This is a genomic window from Pseudomonas sp. CJQ_9 (assembly GCF_043106615.1).
In the GTDB taxonomy this organism is placed as follows: Bacteria; Pseudomonadota; Gammaproteobacteria; order Pseudomonadales; family Pseudomonadaceae; genus Aquipseudomonas; species Aquipseudomonas juntendi.
Map to the genome: position 1 here is coordinate 68,186 of NZ_JBICMS010000026.1, position 14,282 is coordinate 82,467.

The following is a 14,282-nucleotide window of genomic DNA, read 5'->3' on the forward strand; positions in this document are numbered from 1 at the left end:
ACAAAAACAACAAGCTCAGGAGTCAAAGACCATGCAAAGCCAAAAACTGGCACCGCGTCGCTGGTGGTACATCATCCCGATCGTGTTCTTCACCTACAGCCTGGCTTATCTGGACCGCGCCAACTACGGCTTCGCCGCCGCCTCGGGCATGGCCGAAGACCTGCACATCACGCCCGTGCTGTCGTCCTTGCTGGGGGCGTTGTTCTTCCTTGGCTACTTCTTCTTCCAGGTACCTGGGGCCATCTACGCTGAAAAACGCAGCGTGAAGAAGCTGATATTCGTCTGCCTGATCCTCTGGGGCGGTTTGGCCACGCTTACCGGGATGGTCAGCAATGTCTACATGCTGATCGGCATCCGCTTCCTGCTGGGCGTGGTCGAGGCCGCAGTGATGCCCGCCATGCTGGTGTACTTGTGCCACTGGTTCACCCGTGCCGAGCGCTCCCGCGCCAACACCTTCCTGATGCTCGGTAACCCGGTCACCATCCTGTGGATGTCGGTGGTGTCGGGTTACCTGATCAAGCATTACGACTGGCGCTGGATGTTCATCATCGAGGGCCTGCCGGCGGTGATCTGGGCGTTCTTCTGGTGGCGCCTGGTGGATGACCGCCCAGCCCAGGTCAGCTGGCTGAGCGCCCAGGAAAAAGCAGACCTGCAACAGGCGCTGGCGGCCGAGCAACAGGGCATCAAGCCGGTCAAGAACTACCGCGAGGCATTCCGCTCGCCGCAGGTGATCATCCTGGCGCTGCAGTACTTCTGCTGGAGCATTGGCGTGTACGGCTTCGTGCTGTGGTTGCCGTCGATCCTCAAGCAGGCGGCCAACGTCGACATTGTGCAGGCCGGCTGGCTGGCCTCGGTGCCCTACCTGGCGGCGGTTGTGGCCATGGTGGGCGTGTCCTGGGCGTCTGACCGCGTGCAAAAGCGCAAGCGCTTCGTGTGGCCGCCGCTGCTGATCGCCGCCGTGGCGTTCTATGGCTCTTATGCCCTGGGCACCGATCACTTCTGGTGGTCGTACGCGCTGCTGGTGGTCGCTGGCGCCTGCATGTACGCACCCTATGGCCCGTTCTTCGCCATCGTGCCCGAGATACTGCCGGCCAATGTCGCCGGGGGTGCCATGGCGCTGATCAACAGCATGGGGGCGCTGGGCTCTTTCGGCGGCTCCTGGCTGGTGGGCTACCTCAATGGCGCCACGGGTGGGCCTGGCGCCTCGTACCTGTTCATGTGCGGTGCGCTGCTGACTGCCGTGGCGCTGACGGCCGCCCTCAATACCTCCCAGACCTCCGGCCGGGCCAAACGCAATGGCACGCGCCTGGCGCTGAACCCTTAGGAATGACTGCAATGAAAAAACGAATCGTCTTGTACAAGCGCCTTTCCGATGACCTGATGGCGCGCCTGCACGCCCAGGTGGACGTGACCTGGGTGGACATTGCCCAGCCCGATGGCCTGGCGCGCCTGCGCGATGCCTTGCCAGGGGCGCACGGGTTGCTGGGCGCCAGCCTGCGCCTGGACGCCAGCCTGCTCGATCTGGCGCCGCAGCTGGAGGTTGTGTCCAGCGTTTCGGTCGGGGTGGACAACTACGACGTTGCGCAGCTCAGCCGCCGTGGCGTGATGCTGACCAATACCCCGGACGTGCTGACCGAAACCACGGCGGACACCGGTTTCGCCCTGATCCTGGCGACCGCCAGGCGGGTGGTGGAGCTGGCCAACTGGGTGCGTGAAGGCCATTGGCAGGCCAACCTGGGGCCGGCGCATTTTGGCTGTGATGTGCATGGCAAAACGCTGGGCATCGTCGGCATGGGCCGTATTGGCGAAGCGTTGGCCCGGCGTGCTGCCGCAGGCTTTGGCATGCGCGTGCTGTACCACAGCCAGCGCGCCAAGCCGGAAGTAGAAGCACGCCATGCTGCGCGCCGGTGCAGCATGGACGCGCTATTGCAGCAAGCGGACTTCGTCTGCCTGACGGTGCCGCTCAGTGCCAGTACTGAAGGGCTGATCGGTGCGCGTGAGCTGGGGTTGATGAAGCCCGAGGCGATTCTGGTGAACATTTCCCGCGGGCGGGTGGTAGACGAGGCTGCGCTGATCGACGCGTTGCGCGCCAGGCGTATCCGTGGTGCAGGGCTGGATGTGTTCGTGCAGGAGCCGTTGGCGGTTGACTCGCCACTGCTGCAGCTGGACAACGTGGTGGCAACCCCGCACATCGGTTCTGCGACACAAGAGACTCGTCAGGCCATGGCGCGCTGTGCAGTGGACAACCTGCTCAGCGCGCTGGCGGGGGAGCGGCCTGCGAACCTGGTCAACGGCTGATCACAGGCGGCGCCGTCAGCGGCAGTTACCGGCCTTGCGGTAACCTGCCGCCTGCGCCTCACCTTCATTGGCGAAGCTGACCTGGTTCTTGGCCGCTACCTGGGTGTAGCCGGGGCAACCCACTGCCAGGTGGTAGACGTGGCTGTTGCGGTTGCCCAGCACCGAGCCCGGCGCCCCCGCATTGGCCTGGCCCGGCTTGCCTGGTGCCTGGGCGGGCGCCGCTTGCGCCACGCCAACCCCGCTGGGTTTGTAATCAGCCGTCCACTTGCGCTGGCCGCTGACGAAAGGGTTGGCATGCCCCATGATCGCGGCGATGCGGCGGTCGCGCTCCTTTTCCCACGCTGACACCGGGTACTGCTTGTCCCAGGCCATCAGCACTTGTTGCTGCTGGCGCGACATGTTCAAGCGATAGCGGTCGTACATGTAGAACGTGGTACGCGCCACCAGGCCTTTGACTTCGTCACGGGGCTCGGCGGCACGCTGGGCGAAATCCACCTTGGTGGTGCACTGGCCGTATTCGCCGGCGTTGCCGCTGACCATGCCATAGTTGAAATTGCTGCGGTCGCCATTGACCTCACCCACGGCTGGGTACAGGTTGAACAGGTCGGCCTCCATGGCGCGGAACACCGGGTCGCTGTCCACGCAATGCTCACGCCCACCGTTCTTCCAGCATTGGCGCTGGTTGCCGAAGGTATAGGCCGGCACGATGTGTTCCCATTCGGTGCGCTCGGCGCGATTTTGCTGCTTGCGCGTCTGATAGCCGCACGACGCCGCATCGACCCGCCCACCGGACTTGCCGACCCAGGTCCATTTGCAGCCGCAATACAAGTCGCCCATGGCGCTGCTGGCTTGGTCCAGGTACACCTTCTGCTTGGCCACGACCTTGGCCTCGGTGAAGGTGGCAGGGGGTGTGGCCCACGCGGGCAAGCTAAAGGAAAACAGTAGAGTTACGGCATAAAGCAGTGATTTCATGAGAGAAAATATTCAAATGCGAGGACGCGCATTGTAATACTTTCATCGTCATTGGCCAGCACGCCGGGCATACCCGGCGAGCTGGCAAAGGCCCACGCTACTTGAAGCCTGCCACCGCGTGCGGGATATACGGCGCCTGCAGCCGTGCCACTTCATCGGCGCTCAACTGCACCGACAGCGCGGCCAGCGCATCATCCAGATGGGCGGGTTTGGAGGCGCCGACGATCGGTGCGCTTACGCCGTTTTTGCCCAACACCCATGCCAGCGCGACCTGGGCCATTGGCACACCCCGTTCGCCGGCAATCTGCTCGACTACATCGATGACCCGGCCATCTTCGACCTCGGTATCTTTATAGAACGACTGCCCGGACAGATCGCTACGGGTGCGGTCGGTCTGCTGGCCGTTGGGGCGGGTGAGGCGGCCGCGGGCCATCGGGCTCCAGGGCAACAAGCCCACGCCTTGGTCCAGGCACAGCGGGATCATCTCGCGTTCTTCTTCGCGGTACAGCAGGTTGAGGTGGTTCTGCATCGAAACGAAGCGGCTCCAGCCGTTGCTGGCCGCCACCTGCTGAGCCTTGGCGAACTGCCAGGCATACATCGACGAAGCGCCGATATAGCGCGCCTTGCCAGCCTTGACCACGTCGTGCAGGGCTTCCATGGTTTCCTCGATGGGCGTGTGGTAGTCCCAGCGGTGAATCTGGTACAGGTCCACATAGTCGGTGCCCAGGCGCGCGAGGCTGGCGTCGATGCTGGCCATGATCGCCTTGCGGGACAAGCCCTGTTCATTGGGCCGGTGGGTGCCTTGCCCCATGTTCGGTGGGTAGAACACCTTGGTGGCGATGACCGTTTCTTCACGGCGCGTGAAGGCCTTCAGCAGTTTGCCGACGATCACTTCCGACGTGCCGGCAGAGTAGCTGTTGGCAGTGTCGAAGAAGTTGATGCCTTGCTCGACGGCATGGCGAATGATCGGCCGGCTGGCCTCTTCGCCCAAGGTCCAGGGGTGGGTGCCGGCATCCGGTTCGCCGAACGTCATGCAACCCAGGCACAGCCTGGAAATATCCAGGCCGGTGCTACCCAGCTTTACGTACTGCATCGTGATCTCCTTGGAAGGGGAAGGAATGAACCCAGCCTGCGGCTGGTGCTGACGGTAGTGAGTTGAGCAATGGGGGGAGGTTCATCGAACGCCGTGTGACGGTGAACCTACCCCTGCCCAGCGCCGCTGCCGGGTCAATGACCGCCACGCATCCGCCGGGCGACCAGATAGATACCCAGCCCGACCAGCGCGGTAGCCGCGCCGATGTAGCCGGTGCTGGTCCAGCCCATGCCGGCGGTAATCGCCATACCGCCCAACCAAGGCCCCAGCGCATTGGCCAGGTTGAACGCGGCATGGTTCGACGCTGCGGCCAGGCTCGGCGCTTCATGGGCAATGTCCATCAAGCGGATCTGCAACGGTGCCGCCAGGGCGATCATGGTGCCCACCAGGCCGATGCCCAGCAGCAGGCTCCAGAGCGCCTGCGCGGCGACGGTGAAGAACAGCAGCACGCCGATCGACCATACCAACACCAAGCCCACCGCACGGAACTGCAACCGGTCGAACAGCTTGCCGCCTGCAATGTTGCCAACGATACCGCCCACACCGAAGGCCGCCAGGCCGAACGGAATCCACTGCGGCGCGACCTGGGTCACTTGCAGCATGGTCGGCGCCAGGTAGCTGAATACGCAGAACATGCCGGCAAAGCCAATGGCCGCGATGCCCAGTGCCATCCACACTTGCGGCAGGGCAAAGGCGCGCAGTTCCTTGCGTGGGTCGCTGCGCACCTCATCGTGCGGCTGGGGCACGAAGCGCCAGACCAGGCCAATGGTGCACAGGGCGATCACGCCGACCAGCACGAAGGCCGAGCGCCAGCCAAAGTACTGGCCGAGGAAGGTGGCTACAGGGTTGCCTAGCAGCATGGCCAGCGTCAGGCCCAGCATCACCCGGGCCACGGCCCCGGCACGCTGGTCCTTGGCAACCATGCTCGAGGCCACCACCGCGGCGATGCCGAAATAGGCACCGTGGGGCAGGCCGCTGATGAAGCGGAAAGCCACCAGGCCGCTGAAGGACGGGGCGAGGGCGGTGGCCAGGTTGCCCAGCGCATACAGCAGCATCAACAGCAGCAGCATGTGCTTGCGCAGCAGTTTGGCGCCCAGAATCGCCAGGGTCGGCGCACCGACCATGACCCCCAGTGCATAGGCACTGATGGCGTGGCCCACTTGCGGTTCGCTCAACTGCAGGTTGCTGGCAATGTCGGGCATCAGGCCCATGATGGAAAATTCACCGGTACCGATGGCGAAGCTGCCCAGCGCCATGGCGGCTTCCATCTTGGCGACGGCGCTTTTGCTGGGCGACGGGGGGAGTTGCTGGACTGACATCTGAATCCCTTGTTGGGCCTGTATTGAAACATGCTGAAACGTTCAAGGCGGGATGATAGTCAATCGGTGGGCGTAACGTCGAGGCAACGCCGCCGCTCAAATCAGGGGCCAGGCCCCGGTCAGCGCTCCAGGTAATGCGTTTGCGCGGCGAAATCGATGAAGCGTTTGCTGGCCAGCGACAGGTATTCCCCTGAACGCCAGCACAATCTGAAGCTCATCTGCTGTGCTGGCCGGAAGGGCACGCCGACAATGCCCGGTGTACGCTGCTGCACCGAGCGCAGCAGGGTGGCCACGCCCATGTTGTCCAGTGCTGCCTGCACCACCAGCGAGACGAAATTGCTCTGCAGGGCCACTTGGTAGGTAATACCGTGTTCGGCGAAAAATGCGTCCAGCAGGTGGCGCTGCACGAACGTCCGGTCGAATACCACCATGTCGGTGTTGCGCAAGTCTTCGGCGGTGAGAAATGCCTTGCCGGCATAGGGGTGGTCGGGGTGCATGCACGCCAGCATCTCGTCGCTGCCCAGCAGGATCGACTCCTTGTCCTGCGGCACGCGCCGCGATTCCAGCAACGCCAGGTCGATTTCCCGTTGTTCGAGGCGCTGGCCGATGTCGGCGGCGCTGCCCTCGAACACGGTCATGGCGATACCGGGGTACGACTGACGGAACGCGTTCATCAAGCCTGGCACGTAGTGCAGGCCGAACATCGGCGGGATACCCAGGCGCACTTCGCCGCGCTTGAGGTCAGCCATGTCGCGCAGCTCCTGCCGGGCCACATCCATTTCGCGCAGGGCCGAGGCAATGCGTGGCAGAAACTGCTCGCCTTCGGCCGTGAGCAGCACCTTGCGGGTGGTGCGGTTAAACAGGGTCACACCCAGCTCTTCCTCCAGCCGGGTAACCGCCATGCTCAACGCAGGCTGGGCAATGTGCAGGTGTTGCGCTGCTTTGGTGAAGCTGCCTTGGCGGACGATTTCGACGCAGCAACGCAGTGCCTTGAGGTTCATTGGGGCGTAAGACCTTTCCTAGTCAGTGCATTTATAACGAACTGTGATGCCACGCATCATAACAATATATTTATTATTATTAACCAGAGGGCCTACGATGCGCGCCACTGAGACCCCCTGCAACATCTCAGTCACGCAGCCGATCTCGCTGCAATCCCCCAAAGATTTTGAGGTAGTACCCTAAATGGCCAAGGCCGCCGATGTCGTTGTGCAATGTCTGGAAAACGAAGGTGTCGAGTATGTATTCGGCATTCCTGGTGAGGAAAACCTCGACCTGCTCGAATCCCTGCGCAAGTCGAAGATCAAACTGGTACTGACCCGTCACGAGCAGTCTGCAGGCTTCATGGCGGCTACCTACGGTCGCCTGACCGGCAAGACCGGCGTCAGCCTGTCGACCCTCGGCCCGGGTGCCACCAACCTGGTAACGGCCAGCGCCTATGCCTACCTGGGCGGCATGCCGATGATGATGATCACCGGCCAGAAGCCGATCAAGAAGTCCAAGCAGGGCCGCTTCCAGATCATCGACGTGTGCGGCATGATGGACCCCATCACCAAGTACACCCACCAGTTCGCTTCGGCCGACAACATCCCTTCGCGCATGCGTGAAGCCTTCCGCCTGGCTGAAGAAGAAAAGCCGGGTGCCGTGCACCTGGAGCTGCCGGAAGACATCGCCGCCGAGCAGACCGACGCGCTGCCGATCCCGCGCAGCCTGCACCGCCGCCCACTGGCCGAGCACGTGGCCATCGAAGCTGCCATCGAGAAGTTGCGCACCGCACGTAGCCCTATCCTGGTGATCGGTGCCGGCGCCAACCGCAAGATGACCGCCAAGGTCCTCAAGCAGCTGGTCGATAATACCGGTATCCCATTCGTCACCACCCAGCTGGGTAAAGGTGTGGTTGACGAGCGCAGCCCGCGCTTCCTGGGCAACGCCGCACTGTCGTCCGGCGATTTCGTGCACCGTGCGATCGAAGCGGCGGACCTGATCGTCAACATCGGCCACGATGTGATCGAGAAGCCGCCGTTCTTCATGGTGCGTGGCGGCACCGAAGTCATCCATATCAACTTCCGTTCCGCCGAAGTCGATGCCGTGTACTTCCCGCAGGTTGAAGTGATCGGTGACATCGCCAACGCCGTGTGGCAGATCGCTGAAGGCCTGGGCGACACTTCGCACTGGGACTTCACCCGCCTCATGGCGATTCGTGAAGCCAACGAAGCGCAGATCGCCGAAGGTGCCGACGATGACCGCTTCCCGGTCTACCCACAGCGCCTGGTGGCCGACATTCGTCGCGTGCTGCCGTCCGAAGGCATCGTGGCCCTGGACAACGGCATCTACAAGATCTGGTTCGCCCGTAACTACAAGGCGCACAAGCCGAACACCGTGCTGCTGGACAACGCCCTGGCGACCATGGGCGCCGGCTTGCCATCGGCCATGGCTGCACACCTGGTCTACCCGGATCGCCCGGTGATTTCGGTGTGCGGTGACGGCGGCTTCATGATGAACAGCCAGGAGCTGGAAACCGCCGTGCGTCTGGGCATGCACATCACCGTGGTGATCCTGCGTGACGACGGCTACGGCATGATCCGCTGGAAGCAGGCCAACATGGGCTTCACCGATTTCGGCCTGGACTACGGCAACCCGGACTTCGTCAAGTATGCCGAAGCCTACGGCGCCAATGGTCACCGCGTGGAAAGCGCCGACGGCCTGCTGCCGCTGCTGGAGCACTGCATCAAGACCCCAGGCGTGCACGTGATCGACTGCCCGGTCGATTACAGCGAAAACGACCGCATCCTCAATAGCGAGCTGCGTGAGCGCGCGCTGGCGGTCTGAGCCTGGGCAGCCCACCTTGGTGGGCGCGTCCTGGCGCCGTGAAAGGGCCAGCGCAATGCGGCCCTGAGTCTCCAGCTGACGCTTTGGGGCTGCCTGCAGGGTGGCCCCAATCATTTCACCGGCAGGTCGCTGCGCTCAGCCCTCAGCCCGAGGGCCCCGCCAAGCAGCAGCGGACAAGCGCTCGACAAAGAAATCGGCCAATGCCTGCACCTTGCGTGGCCGACTCCGCGCCGAAGGGGTGACGAAATACAGGCCGCCCTGGGTCATGCTCCATGCCGGCAATACCCGTTCCAGGCGACCATCGGCCAGGTAGTGCGCCGCAATGAACTCTGGCAGTTCAGCAAGCGCGACACCTGCCAGCAACGGCGCCACCAGTGCATCTGAGTTGGTGACCCGCAACGGTCCTCGCGGTGTTACATCCTGTTGCGTGCCATCGGCGTGGGTAAAACGCCACACCTGGCTGCGGGCGCGGTAGGCGTAGCTCATGCACGCATGCTCGGCCAGTTCGCGCGGGTGCGCAGGGTGGCCATGCTTGGCGAGGTACCCGGGTGCCGCCACCAGGTACTGGGTCACTGCGCAGATATGCCGCGCCACCAGTGAAGAGTCGGGCAGGGCGGCAATGCGCAACGCCGCGTCGAAGCCGTCAGCCACCAGGTCTACGGTAGAGTCGGACAAATGCAGGTCCAGCTCCAGGCCGGGGTAACGTGCCAGCAATTCTGGCAACAGCGGTGCCACCCAGCGCAGGCCGAACGACATGGGGATCGCCAGGCGTACCAGCCCGCGCGGTTGCACCGACCGTTCCAGCGCTTGGCTCTCCATCTCTTCGGCCTGGCGATACAGCGCGCTGGCCTGGTCCACCATGCGCTGGCCAAACTCGGTCACCGACAGCTGGCGTGAGGTGCGGTTGAACAGGCGCCCACCCAGGCGCTCCTCCAGGCGGGCCACGGCCCGGGAAACAGTCGGCACCGACACGCCCATGGCCCTGGACGCCGCAGCGTAGGAGCCTTCTTCTGCGACTTTGGCGAACATCGCCAAGCCTTCGAAATCCGGAATTCTTGCCATTTCAATTCTGCAATGATGACTTTCAAATGATTCTATTTTGAAATTACCTGCAGGTCGATACGCTTCTCCTCACAGTCACTCACCCACACTGACGGGAGAAACACCATGAGCAACAAACTCGAAGGCAAAGTCGCACTGGTCACTGGAGGGACCACCGGCATCGGCCTGGCCACCGCCAAACGCTTCGCCGAGGAGGGCGCGCATGTCTACATCACCGGGCGGCGCCAGGCAGAGCTGGACAAGGCGGTGGCGCTGATTGGCAACGCGACAGGGGTGGCAGTCGATTCCACCCGCCTGGATCAGCTGGACCAGCTCTATGCCCGGATCGGCCAGCAGCATGGGCGCCTCGACGCCCTGTTCGCCAATGCAGGCGGCGGCAGCATGCTGCCACTGGGCGAAATCACCGAAGCGCACTACGCCGACACCTTCGATCGCAATGTGAAGGGCGTGTTGTTCACGGTGCAAAAGGCATTGCCGCTGCTGTCGCACAACGCCTCGGTCATTCTGGCCGGCTCGACCGCGGGTAGCTCGGGTACGGCGGCCTTCAGTGTGTACTCCGCTTCCAAGGCCGCCGTGCGCGCGTTGGCCCGCAGCTGGATCCTCGACCTGAAGGACCGCGGGGTACGGGTCAATACGCTCAGCCCTGGTGCCACCCGTACGCCCGGCCTGGTGGAGCTGGCTGGCCCGGACGCCCAGCAACAGCAGGGCCTGCTCGATTACCTGGCCGCCCAGGTACCGCTGGGCCGGGTCGGCGAACCGGTGGAAATTGCCAACGCTGCAGTGTTCCTGGCCAGTGACGAAGCCAGTTTCGTCAACGGCGCCGAGTTGTTCGTCGATGGGGGGCAGGCGCAGATCTGACGGGGGGGCACCCTCGCGCTAGCGAATGGGCCGCCTGTCTCCGGAGGAGTACAAATGTACTCCTTGAGCAGAAGCGCTTGAAGCGGGGTGGGATCAATGCTCTCATCCCGCGCCTGCGCTTATGGGTTTTGAACGATGAACCGTCCGCTGTTTGTTTCTCTCGATGGCCCTAAAGGCACCGGCAAGACCACCTTGCTGGAGGCCGTTACGCAAGCCCTCAGGCTGGGCGGGCACAAGGTGGTCCGCCTGTGCGAGAGAAACAACGATCCCTACCGCGGCGATACCATGGCCGTGGTCAACAGGCTGGCTCGCAACCCTTGCCTGACGCTGGAGCATGAGGTTTGCCAACGCTTTGCCGACAGCCGTGCCTGGATTTCCCGAAACGTGCTGCCCCGGCAACCGGCCGGCAGCATCATCCTGATCGATCGCTGGTACCCGTCGGACGCAGCCTTCCGCCGCAGCGTGCCGTTCGCGCAGATCCTGCAGTTGAACCTTGAGCGCGGCGTGCAGGTGCCTGACCTGCACGTGGGCGTGGTCACTGCCGCCGAAACCTCCTGGGCCCGGGCGGCTGCGCGCACCCGCGGGCTGCGCAGTACCGTCATCCACACCCTGGATGAACAGGTAGCCTGCACCGAGGCGTTCGAACGTGCGGTTGCCGAACAGGGCTGGGTGCTGTGCCGTAATGAAGGCACCATCGAGCAGGCGAGCTGCCAGATAGTGGCTGAAATACACGCAGTGCTGCGGCAGGTGTAAGGGTCCACCGAGGCGGTATCTGCGCCTCGTGCTCGCGGCGGATGTGCAACTTGGCTGCCCGCTGGCACCACCCGCTGAACGCCTGCTTGGCGCTAGAAGAACGTATAGCGCCCACCGACCTCCACGGTGCCGAGCTTGCGGCTCACCCTGTGCATCGAAGCGAAAGAGCGTCAGGAACGCCAGGAGCGGCCTATTCGGGAGGACTGACCACCAGCGTTGCCCAGCGCTGCCGGCCAGCGCCCCAAGCCCGGCTCAAAGGCTCAGGAGTTCGGCCACGGGGAACTGGTTGGTTGTTTTCATCTCGCGCAATGACAGGTTCGACCTGATACTTGCCACGCCGGGCAGCTTGCGCAGCACCTTGTCGATGAAGCGGCTATAGCTGTCCAGGTCCCGAGCGACAACTTGAAGCAGGAAGTCGGCTTCGCCCGTGGTGTTGTGGCAGCTCAGCACCTGCGGAGCCGCCGCGATGATCTTTTCGAACTTTGCAGTCGCCTCTTCGCTGTGGTCGGTGCAGGAAATCTGCACGAACGCCATCACCCCCAAACCCAGCTTCTTGCGGTTGAGTATGGCCTGGTAGCCCTCTATCACGCCGCTCGCTTCCAGCCGCTTCTGCTTCCTCCAGCATGATGCCTCACTCAGGCACACCTGCTCGGCCAGCTTGACGTTCGACAGCCTGCCGTCACGTTGCAGCCTGTCTGCTATTGCAATGTCTACTTTGTCCAGTGCCTCGGCCATGCGCAAATCCTTCAGAATCAATGAGCTTTTTGAAGGTTTATTTCACTTGTGCACCCATGTCAACCGAACTCTGAAAGGTAATTTCAGGCGGTTTCTTCATACTGATAGGCGCCGAAAGGCGCTGCTCGGGCGCTGCCGGAACCACGACTCATCCAACCGTTTTCAGCAGGGGTAAAAGTCATGAAAGCTGTCGTCTACGAAGCCTTTTCTCAGCCACCGCGTTTGATGAATATCGCCGATCCAAGCCCGGAGCGGCATGGTGTGGTGATTGAAGTCAAAGGCACAGGCGTGTGCCGAAGCGACTGGCATGGTTGGAAAGGCCACGATCCGGACATACAGCTGCCCCACGTTCCAGGCCATGAGCTGGCAGGCGTGGTCGCTGCCGTAGGCGGCGATGTGACCCAGTGGAAGGTGGGTGACCGGGTAACCGTTCCGTTCGTAGGCGGCTGTGGCGCCTGTGCGCAGTGCCACAGTGGCAATCAGCAGGTGTGCCACACCCAGTTCCAGCCCGGTTTTACCCACTGGGGGTCTTTCGCTGAGTACGTGGGTATCCATCAGGCGGACCTGAACCTGGTCGCCCTGCCTGAAGCCATGGACTATGCGACTGCAGCCAGTCTGGGTTGCCGCTTCGTCACTTCATTCCGCGCGGTGGTGGACCAGGGCAGGGTCGGCGCAGGCCAGTGGGTCGCGGTGCATGGCTGCGGTGGCGTGGGCCTTTCGGCGGTGATGATCGCCCAGGCCATCGGTGCCAATGTGGTCGCAATCGATATCGCGGATGACAAGCTGGCACTGGCGCGGGCACTGGGCGCCGTGGCAACCATCAATGCCAGTCAGGTAGCGGACGTGACGGAGGCGGTGATGGAAATCACCCGGGGCGGCGCACATGTGTCGCTTGACGCATTGGGCCACCCGACCACTTGCTTCAACTCCATCAACAACCTGCGCCGTCGCGGCCGGCATGTACAGGTCGGGCTGATGCTGGCAGACCACGCCCAGCCTGCGATCCCCATGAGCAAGGTCATTGCCCATGAACTGGAGATCTACGGCAGCCATGGCATGCAAGCGCATCGCTACGATGCCATGATCGAGATGATCAGTTCGGGCAAGCTGGCCCCTGAAAAGTTGGTGGGCAAGACCATCAGCCTGGCCCAGTCCATCGACGCGCTGATGAACATGGACCGCTTCGATACCGCGGGTGTGACCGTGGTCACCGAGTTCTGATGCGCCAGCAACGGTGGCTGGCATTGGCTACTGCCGACGCTGGTCGTAAATCGCGGACAAAAGATAGCCCGCTGCTAGACGGGCCAATGGGAACTGCTATCACACGTAGGGATGACTCAACGATCGCCCATCGCTTGTGAAAAATGAGTCAAAAAAAGGTGCCGAGCTTGTGATCCCGCTGGGTGGCGTATGGGGCCCCATTGACATGGGCGTGACCGTTCGGTGCACTAATCCGTGAGCCCGGCCTGGAAGTGAGCGGCAGCGCGCTGGTACAGCAGCGCTGCCATCTCGGCCCTGGTTTCAACGGTAATGGCAGCCGCATGCGGGGAGAGAATGACGTTGGGCAGGGTGGCGAGGCGGCTGTCGACTGCCGGCTCGCTGGCGAATACATCCAGCGCCGCGGCTGCGATGACGCCTTGGCCCAACGCCTGGATCAGGTCATCTTCCGCGACCACGGAGCCGCGCGAGATATTGATCAGCGTGCCGGTGCTGCCTAGCGCCTGCAGCACCCGGCTACCGACCAGCCGGTCGGTGGCGGGGGTTGCAGGGCAGCACAGCACCAGCACATCACACCAGGCCGCCAGTTGCTCGATGTGATCGAAATAGGCAAGCCCGGCTGCCGGCTTTGGCCTGGGCGTGTGGTAGCCCACCTCAAGCCCCAGCCCCTGCATGCGCTGGGCCACCAGCGTGCCTATCTTGCCCAACCCCACAATGCCGACTTTGCTGCCGCTGACGCGGCGGGTGGGTGTGAAGGCTTCCTTTCCCCACTGGCCGGCCCGGACGAAGCGATCCGCCTGGGTAACCCTGCGCTTGGCGGCATACAGCAAAGCCACGGCGTAATCAGCGGTGTCTGTGGTAACCGCGTCGGCGGTATTGAACACCTCGATGTGCCGTGCTGCCGCTTCAGCCAGGTCGATACGGTCCAGGCCGGCACCGTTGCACAGGATCAGCTGCAAACGCGGCAACTGGGCCATCTGCTGAGCACTGGCGCCGACCATGCTGGTGGTCACGGCCACTTCGATCTGCTCGGGCGCTTCGGCCTGCGCGATGGGGCACACCTCGAAGCGCGCCCGCAGGCGGCGCTCCAGCATGTCGGGAATGGGCCCGAGATTGACGATGGTCGGCATGTTCAATGGTCCTTG

13 protein-coding genes are annotated in these 14,282 nt (G+C 63.2%); 6 read left to right on the forward strand and 7 right to left on the reverse strand.

The window, feature by feature from the left end:
• The first annotated feature begins 31 nt into the window (after positions 1–31).
• Complete coding sequence (locus tag ACF8SD_RS04450; RefSeq protein ID WP_009682274.1) at positions 32–1,324, forward strand: MFS transporter; 1,293 nt, start codon at positions 32–34, stop codon at positions 1,322–1,324.
• An 11-nt stretch (positions 1,325–1,335) separates the two neighbouring features.
• Entirely contained in the window at positions 1,336–2,298 is a 963-nt protein-coding gene (locus ACF8SD_RS04455) for a 2-hydroxyacid dehydrogenase (RefSeq protein WP_392483930.1), read from the forward strand.
• 15 nt (positions 2,299–2,313) lie between these two features.
• On the opposite strand, the gene ACF8SD_RS04460 is transcribed toward ACF8SD_RS04455, so the two are convergent.
• The 4 genes from ACF8SD_RS04460 to ACF8SD_RS04475 form a co-directional block, all read right to left on the reverse strand.
• Positions 2,314–3,270 (reverse strand): endonuclease, encoded by a 957-nt coding sequence (locus tag ACF8SD_RS04460; protein ID WP_054913492.1) that lies wholly within the window; start codon positions 3,268–3,270, stop codon positions 2,314–2,316.
• 97 nt (positions 3,271–3,367) lie between these two features.
• Positions 3,368–4,363, reverse strand: coding sequence for an aldo/keto reductase (locus ACF8SD_RS04465; RefSeq protein ID WP_392483932.1), 996 nt, complete (start codon positions 4,361–4,363; stop codon positions 3,368–3,370).
• A gap of 134 nt (positions 4,364–4,497) precedes the next feature.
• Complete coding sequence (locus ACF8SD_RS04470) at positions 4,498–5,682, reverse strand: MFS transporter (RefSeq protein ID WP_173889308.1); 1,185 nt, start codon at positions 5,680–5,682, stop codon at positions 4,498–4,500.
• A gap of 119 nt (positions 5,683–5,801) precedes the next feature.
• A complete protein-coding gene (locus ACF8SD_RS04475; protein WP_009682269.1) occupies positions 5,802–6,683 on the reverse strand; it encodes a LysR family transcriptional regulator in 882 nt (293 codons plus the stop codon).
• Positions 6,684–6,867: 184 nt separating this feature from the next.
• Between ACF8SD_RS04475 and ACF8SD_RS04480 the strand changes: the two genes are divergently transcribed.
• Complete coding sequence (locus ACF8SD_RS04480; protein ID WP_054881147.1) at positions 6,868–8,511, forward strand: acetolactate synthase large subunit; 1,644 nt, start codon at positions 6,868–6,870, stop codon at positions 8,509–8,511.
• 135 nt (positions 8,512–8,646) lie between these two features.
• On the opposite strand, the gene ACF8SD_RS04485 is transcribed toward ACF8SD_RS04480, so the two are convergent.
• Positions 8,647–9,573, reverse strand: coding sequence for a LysR family transcriptional regulator (locus ACF8SD_RS04485; RefSeq protein WP_173889306.1), 927 nt, complete (start codon positions 9,571–9,573; stop codon positions 8,647–8,649).
• A gap of 105 nt (positions 9,574–9,678) precedes the next feature.
• On the opposite strand from ACF8SD_RS04485, the gene ACF8SD_RS04490 reads away from it, so the two are divergent.
• Both ACF8SD_RS04490 and ACF8SD_RS04495 read left to right on the forward strand, forming a co-directional pair.
• Entirely contained in the window at positions 9,679–10,431 is a 753-nt protein-coding gene (locus ACF8SD_RS04490) for an SDR family NAD(P)-dependent oxidoreductase (RefSeq protein WP_392483935.1), read from the forward strand.
• A gap of 135 nt (positions 10,432–10,566) precedes the next feature.
• On the forward strand, positions 10,567–11,184 hold the full coding sequence (locus ACF8SD_RS04495) for a dTMP kinase (protein WP_173889302.1): 618 nt from the start codon (positions 10,567–10,569) through the stop codon (positions 11,182–11,184).
• A 252-nt stretch (positions 11,185–11,436) separates the two neighbouring features.
• Here ACF8SD_RS04495 and ACF8SD_RS04500 read toward each other — a convergent pair whose 3' ends face one another.
• Positions 11,437–11,919, reverse strand: a complete 483-nt coding sequence (locus ACF8SD_RS04500) for an Lrp/AsnC family transcriptional regulator (RefSeq protein ID WP_173889300.1) — start codon at positions 11,917–11,919, stop codon at positions 11,437–11,439.
• Positions 11,920–12,099: 180 nt separating this feature from the next.
• Between ACF8SD_RS04500 and ACF8SD_RS04505 the strand changes: the two genes are divergently transcribed.
• The gene (locus ACF8SD_RS04505) at positions 12,100–13,140 is read left to right on the forward strand and encodes a zinc-dependent alcohol dehydrogenase family protein (protein WP_173889299.1); all 1,041 of its coding nucleotides are present in this window, start codon (positions 12,100–12,102) and stop codon (positions 13,138–13,140) included.
• Positions 13,141–13,367: 227 nt separating this feature from the next.
• Here the strand turns inward: ACF8SD_RS04505 and ACF8SD_RS04510 are convergent, their stop codons facing one another.
• A complete protein-coding gene (locus ACF8SD_RS04510; RefSeq protein ID WP_392483937.1) occupies positions 13,368–14,267 on the reverse strand; it encodes a 2-hydroxyacid dehydrogenase in 900 nt (299 codons plus the stop codon).
• Between the last annotated feature and the right edge of the window lie 15 nt (positions 14,268–14,282).

Excerpts from the sequence above, each read along its gene's own strand:
- ACF8SD_RS04450 (WP_009682274.1), top strand. The coding sequence starts at position 32 with ATGCAAAGCCAAAAACTGGCACCGCGTCGCTGGTGGTACATCATCCCG.
- ACF8SD_RS04455 (WP_392483930.1), top strand. The coding sequence starts at position 1,336 with ATGAAAAAACGAATCGTCTTGTACAAGCGCCTTTCCGATGACCTGATG.
- ACF8SD_RS04460 (WP_054913492.1), bottom strand. The coding sequence starts at position 3,270 with ATGAAATCACTGCTTTATGCCGTAACTCTACTGTTTTCCTTTAGCTTG.
- ACF8SD_RS04465 (WP_392483932.1), bottom strand. The coding sequence starts at position 4,363 with ATGCAGTACGTAAAGCTGGGTAGCACCGGCCTGGATATTTCCAGGCTG.
- ACF8SD_RS04470 (WP_173889308.1), bottom strand. The coding sequence starts at position 5,682 with ATGTCAGTCCAGCAACTCCCCCCGTCGCCCAGCAAAAGCGCCGTCGCC.
- ACF8SD_RS04475 (WP_009682269.1), bottom strand. The coding sequence starts at position 6,683 with ATGAACCTCAAGGCACTGCGTTGCTGCGTCGAAATCGTCCGCCAAGGC.
- ACF8SD_RS04480 (WP_054881147.1), top strand. The coding sequence starts at position 6,868 with ATGGCCAAGGCCGCCGATGTCGTTGTGCAATGTCTGGAAAACGAAGGT.
- ACF8SD_RS04485 (WP_173889306.1), bottom strand. The coding sequence starts at position 9,573 with ATGGCAAGAATTCCGGATTTCGAAGGCTTGGCGATGTTCGCCAAAGTC.
- ACF8SD_RS04490 (WP_392483935.1), top strand. The coding sequence starts at position 9,679 with ATGAGCAACAAACTCGAAGGCAAAGTCGCACTGGTCACTGGAGGGACC.
- ACF8SD_RS04495 (WP_173889302.1), top strand. The coding sequence starts at position 10,567 with ATGAACCGTCCGCTGTTTGTTTCTCTCGATGGCCCTAAAGGCACCGGC.
- ACF8SD_RS04500 (WP_173889300.1), bottom strand. The coding sequence starts at position 11,919 with ATGGCCGAGGCACTGGACAAAGTAGACATTGCAATAGCAGACAGGCTG.
- ACF8SD_RS04505 (WP_173889299.1), top strand. The coding sequence starts at position 12,100 with ATGAAAGCTGTCGTCTACGAAGCCTTTTCTCAGCCACCGCGTTTGATG.
- ACF8SD_RS04510 (WP_392483937.1), bottom strand. The coding sequence starts at position 14,267 with ATGCCGACCATCGTCAATCTCGGGCCCATTCCCGACATGCTGGAGCGC.